Annotated in this window: 19 protein-coding genes; 14 read left to right on the top strand and 5 right to left on the bottom strand. The window is 71.6% G+C overall.

Annotated features, from left to right (window positions below):
• Position 1: 1 nt before the first annotated feature.
• From F9C12_RS03340 to F9C12_RS03300, 9 genes are all read left to right on the top strand, one after another.
• On the top strand, positions 2-214 hold the full coding sequence (locus F9C12_RS03340) for a bacteriophage holin (protein ID WP_037370413.1): 213 nt from the start codon (positions 2-4) through the stop codon (positions 212-214).
• Between the two features lie 37 nt (positions 215-251).
• Positions 252-560, top strand: a complete 309-nt coding sequence (gene tatA, locus F9C12_RS03335) for a Sec-independent protein translocase subunit TatA (protein ID WP_409180509.1) — start codon at positions 252-254, stop codon at positions 558-560.
• A gap of 88 nt (positions 561-648) precedes the next feature.
• A complete protein-coding gene (gene tatC, locus F9C12_RS03330; protein ID WP_409180508.1) occupies positions 649-1623 on the top strand; it encodes a twin-arginine translocase subunit TatC in 975 nt (324 codons plus the stop codon).
• Between the two features lie 2 nt (positions 1624-1625).
• Complete coding sequence (locus tag F9C12_RS03325) at positions 1626-2507, top strand: diacylglycerol/lipid kinase family protein (RefSeq protein ID WP_409464697.1); 882 nt, start codon at positions 1626-1628, stop codon at positions 2505-2507.
• Positions 2508-2565: 58 nt separating this feature from the next.
• Positions 2566-5331: a DEAD/DEAH box helicase gene (locus F9C12_RS03320; protein WP_409464696.1), complete on the top strand. Its 2766-nt coding sequence runs from the start codon at positions 2566-2568 to the stop codon at positions 5329-5331.
• Positions 5332-5458: 127 nt separating this feature from the next.
• Positions 5459-6208 (top strand): DUF4333 domain-containing protein, encoded by a 750-nt coding sequence (locus F9C12_RS03315; protein WP_409464695.1) that lies wholly within the window; start codon positions 5459-5461, stop codon positions 6206-6208.
• Positions 6209-6260: 52 nt separating this feature from the next.
• Positions 6261-7457 (top strand): GNAT family N-acetyltransferase, encoded by a 1197-nt coding sequence (locus F9C12_RS03310; RefSeq protein ID WP_409464694.1) that lies wholly within the window; start codon positions 6261-6263, stop codon positions 7455-7457.
• Positions 7458-7495: 38 nt separating this feature from the next.
• A complete protein-coding gene (locus F9C12_RS03305; RefSeq protein WP_409464693.1) occupies positions 7496-7882 on the top strand; it encodes a DUF4333 domain-containing protein in 387 nt (128 codons plus the stop codon).
• Positions 7883-7924: 42 nt separating this feature from the next.
• Positions 7925-9142 (top strand): GNAT family N-acetyltransferase, encoded by a 1218-nt coding sequence (locus F9C12_RS03300; protein WP_409464692.1) that lies wholly within the window; start codon positions 7925-7927, stop codon positions 9140-9142.
• Between the two features lie 46 nt (positions 9143-9188).
• Here the strand turns inward: F9C12_RS03300 and F9C12_RS03295 are convergent, their stop codons facing one another.
• Positions 9189-10133: a 5'-3' exonuclease H3TH domain-containing protein gene (locus tag F9C12_RS03295; protein WP_409464691.1), complete on the bottom strand. Its 945-nt coding sequence runs from the start codon at positions 10131-10133 to the stop codon at positions 9189-9191.
• Between the two features lie 145 nt (positions 10134-10278).
• Here F9C12_RS03295 and F9C12_RS03290 point away from each other — a divergent pair, with 145 nt between their 5' ends.
• From F9C12_RS03290 to F9C12_RS03275, 4 genes are read left to right on the top strand one after another with little or no spacing between them, the layout of a single operon-like run.
• Positions 10279-11421 (top strand): M24 family metallopeptidase, encoded by a 1143-nt coding sequence (locus tag F9C12_RS03290; protein ID WP_409464690.1) that lies wholly within the window; start codon positions 10279-10281, stop codon positions 11419-11421.
• A 52-nt stretch (positions 11422-11473) separates the two neighbouring features.
• Positions 11474-11926 carry an Lrp/AsnC family transcriptional regulator gene (locus F9C12_RS03285; protein ID WP_409180499.1) on the top strand — a complete coding sequence of 151 codons (453 nt, stop codon included), beginning with the start codon at positions 11474-11476 and terminating at the stop codon, positions 11924-11926.
• 37 nt (positions 11927-11963) lie between these two features.
• Entirely contained in the window at positions 11964-12191 is a 228-nt protein-coding gene (locus F9C12_RS03280; RefSeq protein ID WP_009078209.1) for a hypothetical protein, read from the top strand.
• On the top strand, positions 12178-12477 hold the full coding sequence (locus F9C12_RS03275; protein WP_409180498.1) for a hypothetical protein: 300 nt from the start codon (positions 12178-12180) through the stop codon (positions 12475-12477). The genes F9C12_RS03280 and F9C12_RS03275 overlap by 14 nt, the downstream gene beginning before the upstream one ends.
• 390 nt (positions 12478-12867) lie before the next feature.
• Here the strand turns inward: F9C12_RS03275 and F9C12_RS03270 are convergent, their stop codons facing one another.
• Together F9C12_RS03270 and F9C12_RS03265 are read right to left on the bottom strand one after the other, a co-directional pair.
• On the bottom strand, positions 12868-13944 hold the full coding sequence (locus F9C12_RS03270; protein ID WP_409180497.1) for a GDSL-type esterase/lipase family protein: 1077 nt from the start codon (positions 13942-13944) through the stop codon (positions 12868-12870).
• A 101-nt stretch (positions 13945-14045) separates the two neighbouring features.
• Entirely contained in the window at positions 14046-15473 is a 1428-nt protein-coding gene (locus F9C12_RS03265; protein WP_409464689.1) for an amidase, read from the bottom strand.
• 114 nt (positions 15474-15587) lie between these two features.
• Here F9C12_RS03265 and F9C12_RS03260 point away from each other — a divergent pair, with 114 nt between their 5' ends.
• Entirely contained in the window at positions 15588-16190 is a 603-nt protein-coding gene (locus F9C12_RS03260) for a TetR/AcrR family transcriptional regulator (protein WP_409180495.1), read from the top strand.
• Positions 16191-16617: 427 nt separating this feature from the next.
• Here the strand turns inward: F9C12_RS03260 and F9C12_RS03255 are convergent, their stop codons facing one another.
• Positions 16618-17328: an SDR family oxidoreductase gene (locus F9C12_RS03255; protein ID WP_409464688.1), complete on the bottom strand. Its 711-nt coding sequence runs from the start codon at positions 17326-17328 to the stop codon at positions 16618-16620.
• Positions 17325-18179, bottom strand: coding sequence for an oxidoreductase (locus F9C12_RS03250; RefSeq protein WP_409464687.1), 855 nt, complete (start codon positions 18177-18179; stop codon positions 17325-17327). Before F9C12_RS03250 ends, F9C12_RS03255 begins: the two co-directional genes overlap by 4 nt.
• Positions 18180-18209 lie beyond the last annotated feature (30 nt).

Raw genomic sequence — 18209 nt, 5'->3', positions numbered from 1 at the left:
AGTGCCGTACCTGCCCGTCTACGTGCTGCTCGCGGCCGGCCTGCTCGTCCTGGCCCTGCTGCTGGTACGGACCGCCGGAGTCTTGCGCCGCTTCCGCCGCACCATGAGCATGGTCAGTGCGGACACCCACGACCGGACCGGACTGCTCCGGGCCCGGTCCGCGGCACTCCGTGTGGCCGTGGCCGAACGCCGCCCGGCGCCCGGCAACAAGTAACATCGGCACAGACCCCAGACAAGGAGGGCAGGCGACCATGAACGCGCTGCAGCCGTGGCACATCATCGTTCTGGTGCTCGTGGTGGTTCTGCTGTTCGGAGCGAAGCGGCTCCCGGACGCGGCCCGGTCCATCGGCAAGTCCATGAAGATCTTCAAGGCCGAGACCAAGGACCTGACCGGCGAGCAGAAGGCCGAAGCCGAGGCCGAGTCCGCCGACACCCGGCACATCGCCGCGCCCGCGCAGACCGCGCAGGACAAGCAGGTCGCCGACCTCCAGCGCCAGCTCGACGAACTGAAGAAGCAGCAGGCGGCCTCGGCCGACCAGCCGCAGAAGAACGCGAGCTGACCCTCCGCGCGCACCACCCGGTCCCCGGTCCACGGCGGCGCGCCGGCGCGGCGCGCCCCGGCGGGCTCTGACGAGAACGGAACGACCAGTGGCGGAAGCCGCCCACGGCAACGGCAGCCGGTCCAGCAAGCGGAGCCGGCGCAGCCGTCGGAAAAACCCCGACGGCACGATGACGCTCATCGAGCACATCTACGAGTTCCGCCGCCGGCTCGGCTGGGCGGTCGTTTTCGTCGTCATCGGCGCGATCTTCGGGTTCATCTGGTTCGGCCAGCGGTTCGGGCCGATCCCGTCGCTCGGCGACATCATGACCCACCCGTACTGCGCCATCCCGAAGGAACAGCGGTTCGGCGGCGAGAACGGCTGCCGCCTGCTGCAGACCGTGCCGTTCGAAGTCTTCATGCTCCGCCTGAAGGTCGGCGTCGCCGCGGGCGCGGTCCTGCTGTCCCCGGCCTGGCTGTACCAGCTGTGGGCGTTCATCGCGCCCGGCCTCTACGCCAAGGAACGCAAGTACGCGCTGACCTTCGTCGGCTTCGCCTCGGTGCTCTTCGCCGCCGGCGCGGTGCTGGCCTACCTGCTCGTCCCGCACGCGCTCGCGCTGCTCGCCGGATTCGGCCAGGACCAGTTCGTCACCGCGCTCACCGGCGACAAGTACATCTCCTTCATCCTGTCGCTGCTGGTGATCTTCGGCGTCAGCTTCGAGCTCCCGCTGCTCGTCGTGATGCTCAACCGCGTCGGCGTGCTCAAGTACCAGCAGCTCAAGAAGTGGCGCCGCGGCATCGTGTTCGCGCTGTTCGTGTTCGCCGCGTTCGCCACTCCCGGCTCGGACCCGTTCTCGATGCTCGGCCTGGCCGGCGCGCTCACCCTGCTGTTCGAGATCTCCATCCAGATCGCCCGCTTCCACGACCGCAAGCTCGACCGCGTGCGCCAGGACGAGGGCTGGGACCAGCTCGCCGACGACGAGGCCGCGCCGTTCCACTACACGCCGACCACCGCCGACGGCGAGGAACCGGCCGCGCAGAAGCCGCCTGCCGGCCGCTCCGGCCCGACCGACGACATCACCTGACCGTGGGCCTGAACGCAGCACTGGCCGTGCACCCGGCCTCCGGGCGCGGCGCGGCCGCCCGCGCCGCCGAAGCGGTCGCCGCACGGCTGCGGCCCGCCGTCGACCGGCTCGACCTCCTCGTCGCCACCAGCGTCGAGGAATCCCGCGCCCTCATGCGGTCCTCGCACGCCGAAGGCCTCGACGTGCTGATCGTCCTCGGCGGCGACGGCGCGGCCCACCAGGGCGTCCAGTTCTGCGCCGACCACGGCGTCGCGCTCGGCCTCGTCCCCTCCGGCACCGGCAACGACTTCGCCCGCGCCCTCGGCGTCCCGCCCGACCCGCGCGCCGCCGCCGACGCCCTCGCGAGAGCACTGCGGGCCGGCCGCCGCCGCAGCCTCGACCTCGGCCGGCTCGGCGACACCTGGTTCGCGACCGTGCTGTGCGCCGGATTCGACGCCGCCGTCAACGCCCGCGCGAACGCGATGCGCTGGCCCGCCGGACCCCGCCGCTACGACCTCGCGATCCTCGCCGAACTCGCCGCGTTCACCCCCCGCCCGATCGTCCTGCACACCGACGACGGCGTCCTCGAACTCGACGCCACCCTCGTCGCGGCAGGCAACACCCCGTACTACGGCGGCGGAATCCCCGTCTGCCCCGCCGCGACCCCGGACGACGGGCTGTTCGACGTGACCGTCATCGGCGCGCTCGGCCGCGCCCGCCTGCTGCGGATGCTCCCGCACCTGCGCACCGGCGAGCACGTCGGACGGCCCAGCGTCCAGACCTTCCGCACCCGCACGCTGCGGATCGAAGCACCCGGCTGGCCCGTCTACGCCGACGGCGAGGACCAGGGCGGCACCCCGGCCGAAGCGGTCTGCGTGCCCTCCGCGCTGACCGTCGTCGCGTGAGCCTGGGCGTTGTGCACACCGCGTGCGGAATGTCGGTGGCGTATGAAACCCTGACGGGGTGGCCACTAGCCCTTCACCATCGCCGGCCGAGGCCTACGCTGCCTCCCGTCGCCGCGCCAAGCACCCCCAGCTGACCCGGTTTTCCGCCGAATCGGCCTTCGAATTCGACGATTTCCAGATCCGCGGCTGCGAAGCGCTCGAAGAGGGCCACGGCGTCCTGGTCTGCGCCCCCACCGGGGCAGGCAAGACCGTGGTCGGCGAGTTCGCCGTCCACCTCGCCCTCGCCGAGGGCCGCAAATGCTTCTACACCACCCCGATCAAGGCGCTGTCGAACCAGAAGTACGCCGACCTCGTCGAGCGCTACGGCAACGACGCCGTCGGCCTGCTCACCGGCGACACCTCGATCAACGGCAACGCCCAGGTGGTCGTCATGACCACCGAGGTGCTCCGCAACATGCTCTACGCGGGCAGCTCCGCCATCCCCGAACTCGGCTACGTCGTCATGGACGAGGTCCACTACCTCGCCGACCGCTTCCGCGGCGCGGTCTGGGAGGAAGTGATCCTCCACCTGCCCGAGCACGTCCGCGTCGTCGGGCTGTCCGCCACCGTCAGCAACGCCGAGGAATTCGGCGAATGGCTCGTCGAGGTCCGCGGCGACACCGCCGTCGTCGTCGACGAGCACCGGCCGGTCCCGCTGTGGCAGCACATGCTGGTCGGCAACCAGCTGCTCGACCTGTTCGCCGGCCAGAACGAGGCCGACCCGGGGGAGCAGCTGCGGATCAACCCCACGCTGCTGCGCAAAACCGACGACCTCGGCCGGTTCGCGCCGACCTTCCGCGGCCCGCGCGGCGGCCGCCGGGGAGCCCCGCCGCGCGGCCCGAGGTTCCGGCCGCCGTCGCGCGTGGACGTCGTCGAACGGCTCGACCACGCCGGGCTGCTGCCCGCGATCGTGTTCATCTTCTCCCGCGCCGGCTGCGACGCCGCGGTCGCCCAGTGCGTCCGCTCCGGCCTGCGGCTCAACGGCCCCGAGCAGGTCGAGGAGATCCGCCGGATCGTCGACGAGCGCACCGCCGAACTGCCCGAGGGCGACCTCGGCGTCCTCGGCTACTGGGAATGGCGCGAGGCCCTCGAACGCGGCTTCGCCGGCCACCACGCCGGGCTGCTGCCCGCGTTCAAGGAAACCGTCGAGGAACTGTTCGTCCGCGGCCTGGTCAAGGTCGTGTTCGCGACCGAAACCCTCGCCCTCGGCATCAACATGCCCGCCCGCACCGTCGTGCTCGAACGGCTCGTGAAATACAACGGCGAGGCGCACGTCGACCTCACCCCGGGCGAATACACCCAGCTCACCGGCCGCGCCGGGCGCCGGGGCATCGACATCGAGGGCCACGCCGTCGTCGCCTGGCAGCCCGGCGTCGACCCGAAGGCGGTCGCCGGGCTCGCCTCCACCCGCACCTACCCGCTGCGCTCGTCGTTCCGCCCCGGCTACAACATGGCGGTCAACCTGGTCTCCCAGGTCGGCGCGGACGCCGCCCGCGACCTGCTGGAACAGTCGTTCGCGCAGTTCCAGGCCGACCGGTCGGTGGTCGGCACCGCACGAAGGATCGAACGCAACAAGGAAGCCCTCAAGGGCTACACCGCCGCGATCACCGGCGACTTCGACCAGATGCTGGAGTACGTCGAACTCCGCGCCAAGATCTCCGCCCGCGAGAAGACCCTGTCGCGGCAGAACACCTCCTCCCGCCGCGCCGAGACCGCCCAATCGCTGGAAAAACTGCGCAAGGGCGACGTCATCGCGGTCCCGGCCGGCCGCCGCGCCGGGCTCGCCGTCGTCGTCGACCCCGGCCTCGACCCGATCCGCGAACCCCGCCCGGTCGTGGTCACCGAGGACCGCTGGTCCGGACCGCTGTCGGCGGCCGACTTCCCGGCCCCGGTCGAAACGCTCGGCCGGATCCGGCTGCCCAAGCACCTCGAACTGCGCTCGCCGAAAACCCGCCGCGACATCGCCTCGTCGCTGCGCGACTCCGGGATCGCCCTGCCCGGCCGCCAGCGCCGCCGCACCGCGGCCGCCGACGACGCCGAACTCGCCTCGCTGCGGCGCGCCCTGCGCGCCCACCCGTGCCACGGCCTCGCCGAACGCGAAGCGAACCTCCGCTGGGTCGAGCGCTACCAGCGCCTTTCCGCCGAAACCGAACAGCTCGAACGCAAAGTCGCGGCCACCACGCACTCGCTGGCCCGCGCGTTCGACCGGATCCTGCGGCTGCTCGGCGAACGCGGCTACGTCCGCCCCGGCGACGGCGAGGACCGCGTCACCGAACACGGCCGCCGCCTCACCCGGCTCTACAGCGAATCCGACCTGCTCGCCGCCGAATGCATCCGGCACGGCGTCTGGAACGGCCTCGGCCCGGCCGAGCTCGCCGCCGTCGTCTCCACGCTCGTGTTCGAGGCCCGCCGCGACACGGCGGGCGAACCCCGCCTGCCCGGCGGCGCGGTCCCCGGCGCGTGGCAGGAAACCAGCAGGCTGTGGGTCGAACTCACCGAGGACGAACGCCGCCACCGCCTCGACCGCACCCGCGAGCCCGACGCCGGGTTCGCGTGGCCGGTCTACCGCTGGGCGCGCGGCGAATCCCTGGAAAAGGTCCTCACCGCGGCCGAGACCAACGGGCAGGAACTGTCCGCCGGCGACTTCGTCCGCTGGTGCCGCCAGGTGATCGACCTGCTCGACCAGATCCGCGACGTCCTCGGCAAGGAGGACCCGGTCGGCTCGGCGGCCGCGCAGGCGGTCCGGGCGCTGCGCCGCGGCGTGGTGGCCGCGGGCGCGGCGTGACCGCGAGGGCACACCTTGGTAGCGACTGCGCGCGGACACGTGTGCTAGGTCCAGACCTGTGGTTGGATCGCGCACGACACCCGCGGCCCGGCCTGCGGATGCGGACACACGAAGGCGGAGGCTAACGATGAGCACGCCGTATGGCGGCAACGACCCGCGGCAGCAGCCCCAGTACGGGCAACAGCAGCCCTACGGCCAGGACCCCCACTACGGGCAGCAGCCGGGGGGCGCGTACCCGCAGAGCGGGCCGCAGCAGCAGCCGTACCCGCCCCAGCAGTACGGCCAGCAGCCCTACGGTCAGGACCCGCAGTACGGCCAGCAGCCCGGCGGCTACCCGCAACAGCAGCAGCCGCCGCAGCAGCCCCAGTGGGGCCAGCAACCGCCGCAGTACGGGCAGCAGCCCCAGTGGGGCCAGCAACCGCCGCAGTACGGGCAGCAGCCCTCCTACGGCCAGCAGCAGCAATACGGCGAGCCGCAGCAGCAATACGGCGGCCAGCAGCCCGGCCAGTACGACTACGGGCAGCCCGGCGGGGCCGCGCCGGAATCCTCGGGCGGGTCGAAGAAGGGCCTGTTCATCGGGATCGGCGCGCTCGTCGTCGTGGTGGCCGTCGTGGCGATCCTCGGCTTCGTCGCGCCCGGCTTCTTCAAGACCCAGGTCTTCAACAACAACCAGATGCAGACCGACGTCGCGAAGCTGCTCACCGACACCTACAAGATCCAGGGCGTCAGCGGAGTCACCTGCCCGGCCGAGCAGAAGGTGGAGGACGGCGCGAAATTCGAGTGCACCGCCACCATCAACGGCAAACCGCAGCAGGTGCCGATCACCGTCAAGGGCACCGACGGCAACTACGAGGTCTCGCCGCCCGCGGCGAAGTGACGCCCGGGCAATTCGGTGGCGATCCGGCGGCCGCCCCGGGAATGATCGGGGCATGAGCGACCACACCGTCCGGACCCTCCGCCCCGACGAGCATCGCGCGGCCTGGGACCTGTTCCGGGCCGCGCTGCACGTCCAGCCCGGCACCGACGAGGAATGGGAACGCGCCTCCGCGGCGCACCAGGACGGCCGCGTCCTGGGCGTGTTCGGACCCGACCTGATCGGCACCGCCCGCTCGTTCGACTCCGAAATGGTCGTCCCCGGCGGAAAGCGGCTCCCGCTGGCCGCGGTCACCGGCGTCGGCGTCCGCGCCGGACGCACCCGCCGCGGCGTGCTCAGCGCACTGCAGGCCGCGCAGCTGGCGGACTTCGCCGAACGAGGCGTCGCGCTCGCGCTGCTGTACGCGTCGGAAGGCGCGATCTACGGCCGCTACGGCTACGGAATCGCGACGCTCGCCAAGAAGGTCGTGGTGGACCGGCACCGGGCTCAGCTGCGCCCGGACGTGCCGGCCGGGGGAGAGGTCACCGTCCTCGGCGTCGACGAGGCCGCCCCGCAATGGCCGGAACTCTACGCCGCGACCGCGATGGGCCGCGTCGCCGCGATGACCCGGCCCGAGGTCTACTGGCCGGGCTACGAAGCCCAGGTGCGCCGCCGGGCGAAACTGGTCCAGACCGCCGTGCACCGCGGACCGGACGGTGTCGACGGCTACCTGACCTACCACGTCGAGAGCGGCGACGACCGCGCCAAACTGGAAGTGCTGGCGTTCCACTACGCCAACCTGGACGCGTTCGCCGGGCTCTGGCGGTTCCTGCTGTCGGTGGACCTGGTCGACGAGATCGTGCTCGCGATGCGCCCGCTCGACGAACCGCACGCGCTGCTGTTCACCGACCCGCGGATGGCGAAAACCGAGAGCACCGACGACGAAAGCTGGCTCCGGCTGGTCGACGTGCCCGCCGCGCTCGCCGCCCGCGCTTACGGCCCGGCCGAACCCGTCGTGCTCGAAGTCTCCGACCGGTCGCTGCCGGCCAACGAAGGCCGCTACCTCGTCGGCCCCGACGGCGCTTCCCGCACCGACGCGGAACCCGCGCTGCGGCTCTCGGCGGACACCCTGTCGATGCTCTACTTCGGAACGTGGCGCGCGTCCGCGCTCGCCGCCACCGGCCGCGTCGAAGTGCTCGACCCGGCCGCGCCCGAAGCCGCCGACGTTCTCTTCGGCACGCGCGAATCCGTGTGGTGCGGTACGTTCTTCTGACCGTTGACCAGACGTTTTCGCGCAGAGGAGCGGGTTTGATGCGCGCCGTGCGGGTGCTGCTGTTGTGCGGCCTGGGAATGCTCGCCGCCGCGGGCTGCGACAGCGGGACGCCCCCGGCCCCGGTGCACACGGTCACCGTCACGCCGAACAGTCCCGCGCAGCCGGGCGTCGCGTCGTCGTCCGCGCCCAGCTCGTCCTCGGCGACGCGCGTGTTCGACTCCCGGGTGATGGCCTCGGCCGTCACCCGGCTCCTCGCCGACGACTACAAGCTGGCGAACGTCGGCACGGTGTCCTGCCCGGACCGGCAGCCCGTCGCCGACGGCTCGCGCTTCCAGTGCACTGTGGACATCGCGGGCACGACGAAACACGTCCCCATCACGGTGACCGGCGCGGACGGCAAGTACCGGGTCGATCCGCCGCAGTAAATCCGTTGGCCGCGCGGCCGTCGCGATTGGTTCAATCGGGACATGAGCGACTACGTGGTACGCCAGATCACCGACTCCGAAAGCCGCGCGACTCTCGACCTTCTGGTGCGGTCCCTGCACGGGAACCCGGTCTCGGACGAGCGCTGGGCGAAGATCGGCGGCTCCTGGACGGCGGACGGCCGGACCGGGGCGTTCCACGACGGCGAACCCATCGGCATCGCCAGCTCCTTCGCCACGAAGCTCACCGTCCCCGGCGGCGCCGCCGTGCCGATGGCCGCGGTCGACGGCGTCGGCGTCCGCGCGGACTGGACCCGCCGCGGCGTGCTCACCGCGATGATGGACCGGCAACTGCACGACTTCGCCCAGCGCGGCCACGTCGTCGCCGCGCTCCACGCGAGCGAAGCGCTGATCTACGGCCGCTTCGGCTACGGCGTCGCGACCCGCATGGCCACCCTGCAGGTGAAGAAACCGGCTCCGCTGCGCGAAACCGTCGTCGCCCCCGGCCGCGTCCGGCTGCTCTCCGCCGACGAGGCGGTCGCGACGATTCCTTCGCTGTACCAACGGATCGACACCGGCAGGCCCGGCACGATCGCCCGCCCGGAGCTGTGGTGGCCGATCGCGTTCAACTGGCACCTCTACCCGGACGGCGGCAACCACCGCGTCGCTGTCCACACTGGACCGGACGGCGACGACGGCTACGCGGTCTTCCACGTCGTGCCGCAGAGCAGCTACCTCGACCCGGAACGCGGCGCCGCGCTCGAAGTCCACGACCTGCACGCGGCGAACCCGGAAGCGCTGGCCGGGCTGTGGCGGTTCCTGCTGTCGGTGGACCTGGTCGAGGTCGTGAACGTGCGCGGCCGCCCCGTGGACGAGCCGGTCGGCCTGCTGCTCGTCGACCCGCGCCGGGCGCAGACGGTCGGCGTGGACGACGAACTGTGGCTGCGGCTGATCGACGTGCCGGCGGCGCTCGCAGCCCGCACGTACGGCTCGGCGGAACCGGTGGTGTTCGAAGTGAACGACCGCATGCTGCCGGACAACCGCGGCCGCTACCGGGTCGGCAGCGGCGGCGTCGAGCGCACCGAGGCCGAGGCCGATCTGCGGCTCGACGTCGACACGCTGGCGATGCTGTACCTCGGCGCCTGGGAAGCCGGCCCGCTCGCGCTGTCCGGCCGGATCACCGGCGCGAGCGCGGAAACGCTGTCCCGCGTCGACGCGCTGTTCCGGACCGGCGTCCAGCCCTGGACCGGCACGCACTTCTGACCGGCGGGGAGGGTTCCACCACGCGGCGGAACCCTCCCCGAGCGGGTCACGCTCCGGGCAGCGCCGCCAGCAGCCGCTCCACCGAACGGCCCAGGTTCCACCTCTCGGCCAGCTCCGCCACCCGCTCCGGATCGGCGGGCGCGGCCGGCACCGCGTCCGGCCCGGACTGCACGACCGGCGCGTCCACCGCGACCCGCACCACGGTCGGCGCGACGGCCAGATAGTCCGCGGCCTCGGAAAGCCGCAGCCGGGTCTTCAGCGGCACCCGCGCATCCCCGGCCGAGGCCGCGGCGACGAGTTCCTCCAGCGAACCGAACTGGGTGATCAGCTTCGCTGCGGTCTTCTCGCCGATCCCCGCCACGCCGGGCAGCCCGTCCGACGGGTCGCCGCGCAACGCGGCCATGTCCGCGTAAGCGGGCCCGGCGGACTCGGCCGGAACGCCGTACTTCTCGGCGATTTCCCGCTGCCCCAGCACTTCCGCCTTCGCCCAGCCCTTCCCGACGTACACCACCGACGTCGGCGTCGGCTCCTCGCGCACGAGCTGGAACAGGTCGCGGTCGCCGGTGATCACCTCGACCGGCGCGTCCTTCTCCCGCGTCGCGAGCGCGCCGATCACGTCGTCCGCCTCGTAGCCGTCGGCCTCCGCGACGGCGAACCCGAACGCCTCCAGCACTTCCAGGATGATCGGCACCTGCGGGGTCAGCGTGTCGGGCACCTCTTCGACGTCCGCCCCGCCGTCGCCGGGCACCGCGACCCGGTGCGCCTTGTAGCTCGGCAGCAGATCGGTGCGGAACTTCGGCCGCCAGTCCGCGTCGAGACAAGCGACCAGCCGCGACGGACGCCGGTCGGTCAGGATGCGCGCGATCGTGTCGGTGAACCCGCGCACGGCGTTGACCGGCGTCCCGTCGGGCGCGGTCATCGAATCGGGCAGCGCGTAGAACGAGCGGAAGTAGAGGCTCGCGGAATCGAGGAGAGCGAGTGGTCCGGTCACCCGCACAGCCTGCCACGTCCGGCCCGCGCGGGCCCGAAAGTCGCGCCGGGCGCGTCCGGCGCGCCTTCCCGCGGAAACCCGGGCGGCACGCCGGATCGGGGAGCACGGGCGGCTGCGCGGGGACGCCGGTACTAGGCTCGGCGTCATGTCGAGCCGATCCCTCCATTCGCCCGCCCCCGACGCCGCCGCGCTCCGCGCCCGTCTCGACCGCGCCGCGAAAGCCGCTGCCGCCGCCGGCGCCGACGCGCTGCTCGTCGCGCCCGGATCCGACCTGCGGTACCTGCTCGGCCAGGCGGGCGGTTCGTTCGAGCGGCTGACCACTCTCGTCGTTCCCGCCGACGGCACTCCCGCGCTCGTGGTGCCGAAGCTCGAGGCCCCCGGCTACGCCGGCGTGCCCACCGACGAACTCGGCGTCGAGGTGCTCACCTGGGTCGACGGCGACGACCCCTACCGGCTCGTCGCCGACCGGCTCGGCAAGCCCGGCCGGATCGCGGTCAGCGACTTCACCCCGGCGCTGCACGTGCTGTCCCTGCGCGCCGCGTTCGGCGACGCCGAGCAGACGCTCGCCGGGCCGATCGTGCGCGAACTGCGGATGCGCAAGGACGCCGCCGAGATCGACGCCCTGCGCAAGGCGGGCGCGGCGATCGACCGCGTGCACGCGCGGATGGGCGAATGGCTGCGCGCCGGCCGCACCGAGGCCGAGGTCGGCGCGGACATCACCGCCGCCATCGTCGAAGAGGGCCACACGCACGCCGACTTCGTCATCGTCGGCTCCGGTCCCAACGGGGCCAGCCCGCACCACGACGTGTCCGAGCGCGTCATCGAACGCGGCGACGTCGTCGTGATCGACATCGGCGGCCCGGTGCCCGAGGGCTACAACTCCGACTCCACCCGCACCTACTCGATCGGCGAACCCCGCGACGCCGACGTCGCCGAGACCTACGCCGTCCTGCAGCGCGCGCAGCAGGCCGCCGTCGACGCGGTCCGCCCCGGCGCCACCGCCGAGAGCATCGACAAGGCCGCGCGCGACGTCATCGCCGCCGCCGGGTTCGGCGAGTACTTCATCCACCGCACCGGCCACGGCATCGGCCTCGACGTGCACGAGGAGCCCTACATCATCGCGGGCAACGCGCTGCCGCTCGAGGCGGGCATGGCCTTCAGCGTCGAGCCGGGCATCTACCAGCCGGGCCGCTGGGGCGCCCGGATCGAGGACATCGTGCTCGTCACCGAGTCGGGCGTCGAGCCGGTGAACACGCGGCCGCACGAACTGGTCGTGCTGGACGCATGAGCGCGGCCGGCAACCGAAGCACCGCCGTCCGCCCCGGCGCCGAGGCGACGGCATGAGCGGGCCGCTGGAACCGCTCGACCAGGCGATCGTGCAGGAGCTGGCCGCCGACGGCCGGCGCAGTTTCACCGACCTCGCCGAACGGGTCGGGCTGTCGGTGTCGGCGGTGCACCAGCGGGTGCGCCGCCTCGAGCAGCGCGGCGTCATCCTCGGCTACACCGCCCGGCTCGACGGCGAGCAGATCGGCCTCCCGCTCACCGCGCTGATCTCGCTCACCCCGAACGACCCGGCCGCGCCCGACGACTACCCGCAGCGGATCCAGCACATCAAAGAGATCGAGTCCTGCTACTCGGTGGCCGGCGACGAGTCCTACATCCTGCTGGTGCGGGTCGCGTCGCCGCTCGGCCTCGAAGACCTGCTCCGGCGGATCCGCGAGGCGGCGAAGGTCTCCACCCGGACCACCGTCGTGCTGTCCACCCCGTTCGAGGGGCGGTCGCCGACGTTGTGAAGGCCGCTGGAGCGGTGAGAGTGGTACGGTAAAAGGTATGGCGACACGTAAGGTGACACTCTCGCTCGACACCGGTGCGCTCGAGTACGCCGAGCGGGCCGCGAAAGCACACGGGATTTCGGTCTCGTCCTGGCTGTCCAAAGCGGCTCGGCGCGAGGCGGTCCGGACCGGGTATACCCCGCAGCGGGCTCCCGCCACGCCTGCCGCCGAGGCGGACGAGGCGGAGCGGGCGGCTGCGGAGAAGGAGATGCGTGCGCAGGGGTGAGGTCTGGACCTACCACCCGCCTACGGATCCCGCGCGGCAGCGGACTGTGGTGCTGCTGTCTTCGGACGGGGTGAACGAGTCCGAGCGGCCTTGGCTGCTCGGGACGGAACTGCTGGATCGGGATCCGCAGGACATTCTCGGGGTGGCGGTGGATGCTCGGTATTGGGTGTCCACGTTGAATCTGACGCGGCTTTATCGGCCTTGGCTGGCGGAGCGGGTCGCGGAGGTGGATTCGGATGTTCAGGAGCAGATCGATGTGGCTTTGAGGGCTGCGTTGGATTTGTGAGTCTTCCTTGGGGGCGGCTCGTCGCCCTGGCGGGCGACATTGCGCCTCGGGTGGTTGCGTGGGGCACCCCGAAGCTTGATTGTGCTGACGGTCTGGGGGTGCTTGTCAAGGCGGGAAAGATGCCTTGACAAGCACCCCCAGACCGCAGGGAGGCTTCGTATCGGGGTGCGGGGGAGGGGCTGGGTGCCACGCTGTTTGGGTGCAGCGGTGGCGGTTTGTTGCGCGGGTTGGGTGCGTTAGGGCTTGGGTTCGCGCGTGCGGGTAGTGCCCTGATGCGGTATTGGGGCGCATTCCGGCGGCGGGTGCTGGTCGTGAGGGGAAACGCTGAGGGGCTCCGGGGGCGGTGAAGGTGGCCCTCGCGGAATTGGCCTCGGGGTGCGTTGCGCGCGGCTAGCTCACTGGTTCTGGGACTGCGTGGAGTTTTCCGTCTGGGCCTGCCAGGCAGGATGCGTTGCCTTGCTGGGTCGTGAGGAAGTCGGTGAGGCAGTCGGCGATCGCGGCGTGTCCGGCGGCGTTCGGGTGGAAGGATTCCTGAAGTGCGTGCGTCGCGCGTTCTACCTGCGTTAGGTCGTTCAGGTGCAGGGTCAGGCGCGTGAACCATTCCGTGGCCAGGTTCGGGCCGCCGGAGCAGGCTTCGTGTTTTTCTCCTGCTCGGGCCAGATCCAGGAAACGCGCGCCGGATTGGGCGGCCGCTTGTTTGATTCCCGCGGAAAGGGTGCTGATTCCCGTCGTCGAGATCCACTGCAGGTCGTCCGTGCGGAAGGGGCAGCCGTTGAGGCTTTGCAGATCCGCGGGGATGTCCGGGCCTACTGGGGCGGCGTAGGACTGAAGCACCAGTTGGTAATCGGCGGGGACGTAGCCGGCGTCGGCCAGTACTTTTTTCACGTCGCCTACCGCGTTCGCCACCTTCGGGACCATGGCGTCCACTTTGGACTTCCAGGATTGCTTCAGCGCGACGCTGCAGGACGGGCCGTCGGAGGAGAACCACGCCTTGAAGCATTCGCTGACCTGTGCGGAGAACTTCGGGTCGTCGTTCGCGCCCACGGCGATCACCACCGCGGCCACCCGGTGGTCCTTGACGACGTCGGCCAGTTGCGCGGCTTGCGAGCGTTCGCCCCACTGTTTGGCGTCGCCTAGGGCGACCTGGGCCGCGGGTGCGCCCGAGCAGGCCAGGTTGACCCGGGCGGTGATGCCGGGGATCCGGACCTTCTGCACGAACGCCGCCGACGAGCGGTGGCACCAGTCGCCGTTCTTGCCGTCGGTGTCGGGGCTGTAGGCGCCGGCGCCTTCGCCGGAAACGGTGCTGTCGCCGATCGAGACGATGGTCAGCGGGCCGCGGCCGGGCGGGCCCTGGCGAGGAAAGGGCTGGCCCGGCCGGCTTTCGGTGCCGAAAAAGACGAAGAAACCCACCAGAACAGCTACGCAGGCGAGGACCAGCGCCCCCCACCACCACCGGAATCGTCGCATCGCTCGCCAAGTCTAGCGAGAACCCCGGCCCCGCCGGCAGGGCTTGAGGGGGCTGGGACGCGGGTCACCGCCCGGCAACTGTCTACTGTGGACTCAAGCTGTCATTCGCCTGCCCAGACCGGCGGGCGGCGGTGGGTCCACGGGGCGGCCTGTTCGAGCTGCCCGGCCAGGCGGAACAGCAGGTCTTCGCGGCCGAACGCGGCGGTGAACTGCATTCCGACGGGCAGTCCGGCAGCCTCGGCCAGCGGGACGGACATCGACGGAACCCCTGAAACGTTCGCGGCCGCGGTGTAGGGGGAGCGGTCCAGGACGCGGTTCAGCCAGCCCAGGCCGTCCAGGTGCTCGGCGCCCTCGCCGTAGACGCCGAGCGGGACCGGCGGCTCGGGCAGGGTCGGGGAGAGGAACAGGTCGTAGTGCTCGAAGTGCCGGGCGAAGGTCCGGGAAACGCTGTTGCGGATCATCAGGGCGCGGACGAACTCGTCGGCGGTGACCTGGTGGCCGTAGCGGTAGCTGGCGAGGGTGACCGGTTCCAGCGTGGTCTCGTCGACCGGGCGGCCGGTCGCGGCGGCGACGCTGTCGATCCACGGGGCCAGGTTCGCGGCCCACATCCGGGCGTTGCCGAGGACGAATTCCTCCCAGGAGACGCCCAGCGCCAGTGAGGTTTCCTCGACCTCGTGGCCCAGGGATTCCAGCAGGCGCATCGTTTCGGACAGCGCCGCGGAGACCGGTTCGGTCGGCTGCCGTCCGCCCCACGGCTGCCGCAGAACCGCGATTCGCAGACGGCCGGGATCCGTCTTCGCCTCGGTGGCGTACGGGCGGTCCGGGCGCGGGGCGAAGTACGGGTCGCCGGGTTCCGGGCCTTCGATCAGGTCCAGCAGGACGGCGCTGTCGCGCACGGTCCGGCTCAAGCTGCCCTGCACGGCCAGGCCGTTGAAGACCTCGTCGGCGCCCGGTCCCTGCGAAACCCGGCCGCGGGAGGGTTTCAGGCCGAACAATCCGTTGCAGGAAGCGGGAACGCGAATGGAACCCGCGGCGTCGGTGGCGTGCGCGAGCGGGACGATCCCGGCCGCGACCGCCGCGCCGGAACCGCCGCTGGAGCCGCCCGCGCTCCGGTCCGGGGACCACGGGTTGCGGGTCGCGCCGTAGAACTCCGGTTCGGTGGTGGTGCTGTAGGCCATTTCCGGCGTGGCGGCGCGGCCGATGGTGACCAGACCGGCCCGGCGGAAGCGGCGCATCAGGAACGAGTCCTCGGCCGCGACGAACCCCGCGGCCAACCGGCTGCCCAGTTCGCTCCGCTTGCCCGCCATCGCGACGCCGAGGTCCTTGATCAGGAACGGCACGCCCGCCAAGGGCGCGGAACCCGGGGCGTTCTCCGGCGGCCAGGTTTCGACGACCGCGGTGATCCGCGGATTCACCGCTTCGACCGCTCGTGCGGCCGCGTCGGCGACCTCCGCCGCCGTCACCTCGCCCCGGGAGATCAGGTCTGCCAGGCCGACCGCGTCGTGGCTTGCGTATTCGGAGAGTTTCACCGGCACGTCCTTCGCGATACTTGTGCGTATTGAGTGATACCGAGTGGTATCACGGGGGACGGTTGTGTACCGTAGCTCGTGACGCACCGCACTGCCAGCCCCGAGGACGAACCGATGACGAGCACCTCCGCCCGGCGGCCGACGAGGGTCGCGACCCTGCCGCCTCGCGAGCGCATCCTCGACGCGGCCGAGGAACTGTTCCTCAACGAGGGCGTCGTCCGCGTCGGCGTACAGGCGATCGCGGACCGCGCCGGGACCACGAAGATGGCGATCTACCGGCACTTCGGCACCAAGGACGCGCTCATCGCGGAATGGCTGCGGATCGTCGTGCACGACTACTCGGCCGCGTTCGACGCGGCCGAACAGACGCATCCAGGCGATTACGCGGAGCAGATCCGCGCGGTGGGCCGGTTCATCGTCGACGGCCTGCCCGGCTTCTCCCACCGCGGCTGCCCGTTCACGAACTCCGTCGCGGAACTGCCCGACCCGGACCATCCCGCGCGGCGGCTGATCCGCGAACACAAGACCCGCCAGTTCGGCAGGCTTCGCGCGATGTGCGAGGGGCTCGGCCTGCCGGACCCGGAGCTGGGCGCGGCGGAACTGACGTTCGCGATGGAGGGGGCGCAGATCGCGGTGCAGAACGGCGGCGTCGAGAACGTCGGGGCGCACCTGACGAGGATTGTCGAGGGCGTGATCAGCCGGGGGAAGTCCGGCTGAGAGCTGACGTGCGCGTCGGGAGTGGTCAGCCGGGCGGAGCGCGGCGTGTTTTCGTTGGAGCAGCGCGCGTTCGGTCTCGTTGGCGCGATTCGGTGGGCAGGTGCGGCGCGAGCAAGCCCAGTACCTCGGGTTCGCCGCGCAGCAGGGCGGCCAGGACGCGGGACTCGGCGGAAGTCCTTCCGCCCGCCATTTCCCGGTGGCGCTCGCGCACGCTTCCTGGACCGCGTCCTCGGCGAGGTCGAGGTCGCCGAAGACCCGGGCCAGCACCGCGACCGCACGGCCGTGCTCGGCGCGGAAGACCCGCTCGAGCACGGCCGCCGAGATCGGTCACCGCTTCGAGGCGCGCCGCGATGTCCGCCAGCACCTCGGGGCCAGGGTTCCGCAGCCGGATCCCGAGCAGGTACTGCGGCGCGGCTTCCTCCTTCGTTCAGCGTTGTCGGGCCGGGCGCACGATCATCTCGCTGACGTCGACGTCGGCCGGCTGGTCCAGAGCGTAGGCGATGGCGTCGCCGATCGCTTTCGGTTCGATGGCGTTCTTCCGGTAGCTCCGCATGAACTCCTGCGTTGCCGGATCGCTGATCGTGTCCGCGAGTTCGGAGGTGACGACGCCGGGGGAGACCGTGGTGACGCGGATTGACGGGTCGCATTCCAGCCGCAGGCCCTCGGTGATCGCCCACGCCGCGTACTTCGTGCCGCAGTACACCGCCGCGGTCGGCGTGACCTGGTGCGCGCCGATCGACGCGACCGTGACGAAGTGGCCCCGGCGCTGGCGGGTGAAGTGCGGCAGCGCGGCGGCGATGCCGTGCAGCAGGCCCCGGACGTTGACGTCGATCATCCGGTCCCACTCCTCGACCAGCCCGGCGTCCAAGCGGGACAACGGCATCACGCCGGCGTTCGCGATGAACGCGTCGATCTCGCCGTGGTCGCGCACCGCGCGGTCGACGAACTCGGTGACGTCGGCACGGTCGGTCACGTCGAGGCGGTGGACCTCGATGCCGTCCGCGCCGGCGGCGAGTTCGGCGAGGCGGTCTTCGCGGCGCGCGCCGGCGATCACGTGCCAGCCGTCCGCGGCGAGGCGGCGGGCGGTGGCTTCGCCGATGCCGCTGCTGGCACCGGTGATCAGGACGGTCTTGCTCATGCGGATTCCTTCGGGAAATCGGCGGACAGGGTGACGTCGCGCCAGTCGTCGAACGTCTTGCGGAGGGCGTCGAGGCGGGCGGTGGCGATGTCGTAGGCGGCTCGGCCGAGCAGCAGGCGCAGCGGCGGTTCGGCGCAGGTGACGGCGTCGATGACCGCGGTCGCGGCGCGGTCCGGGTCGCCCGGCTGCTTGCCGTAGGTGGCGAGCGTGGAGGTGCGGCGCGCGCCCGCGGTGTCGGCGTAGTCGTCGATGCGGATCGCGGATTCCCGCATGGACGGACCCGACCAGTTGGTGCGGAACGCGGCCGGTTCGACGATCGTGACGCCGATCCCGAGCGGCCCGACCTCGGCGGCCAGCGATTCGCTGAAGCCTTCGACGGCGAACTTGGTCGCGTGGTAGTAGCCGGTCGCGCCGAAGGCGGCCAGCCCGCCGAGCGACGAGACCGAAACGACGTGGCCGCTGCGTCGGGCTCGCATTCCCGGCAGGACGGCGCGGGTCATCGCCATCAAGCCGAATACGTTGGCCTCGAACAGCGCGCGGATCTCGGCGTCCTCGCCTTCTTCCGCGGCGGCCAGGTAGCCGTAGCCCGCGTTGTTGACGAGGACGTCGATCTGGCCGAAGACGCGGTGTGCTTCGGCGACCGCGGCGGTGATCTGCTGCTGGTCGGTCACGTCGAGCGCGACGGCCAGCGCGCGTCCGGGATGCGCGGCGACGAGATCCGCGACGCGCTCGGGATCGCGGGCCGTCACGACCGCACGCAGGCCGCGTTCGAGGACGGCGGTGGCGAGTGCGCGGCCGAGCCCGGTGGAACATCCGGTGATAAACCAGACGGGTGCGTTGTTTTCAGACATGGAGATACCCCTGAAGGAATTCGGAAATCG

The organism is Amycolatopsis sp. GA6-003 (assembly GCF_046267895.1).
Lineage (GTDB): Bacteria > Actinomycetota > Actinomycetes > Mycobacteriales > Pseudonocardiaceae > Amycolatopsis.
This window is presented reverse-complemented; position numbering and strand designations above follow the sequence as displayed.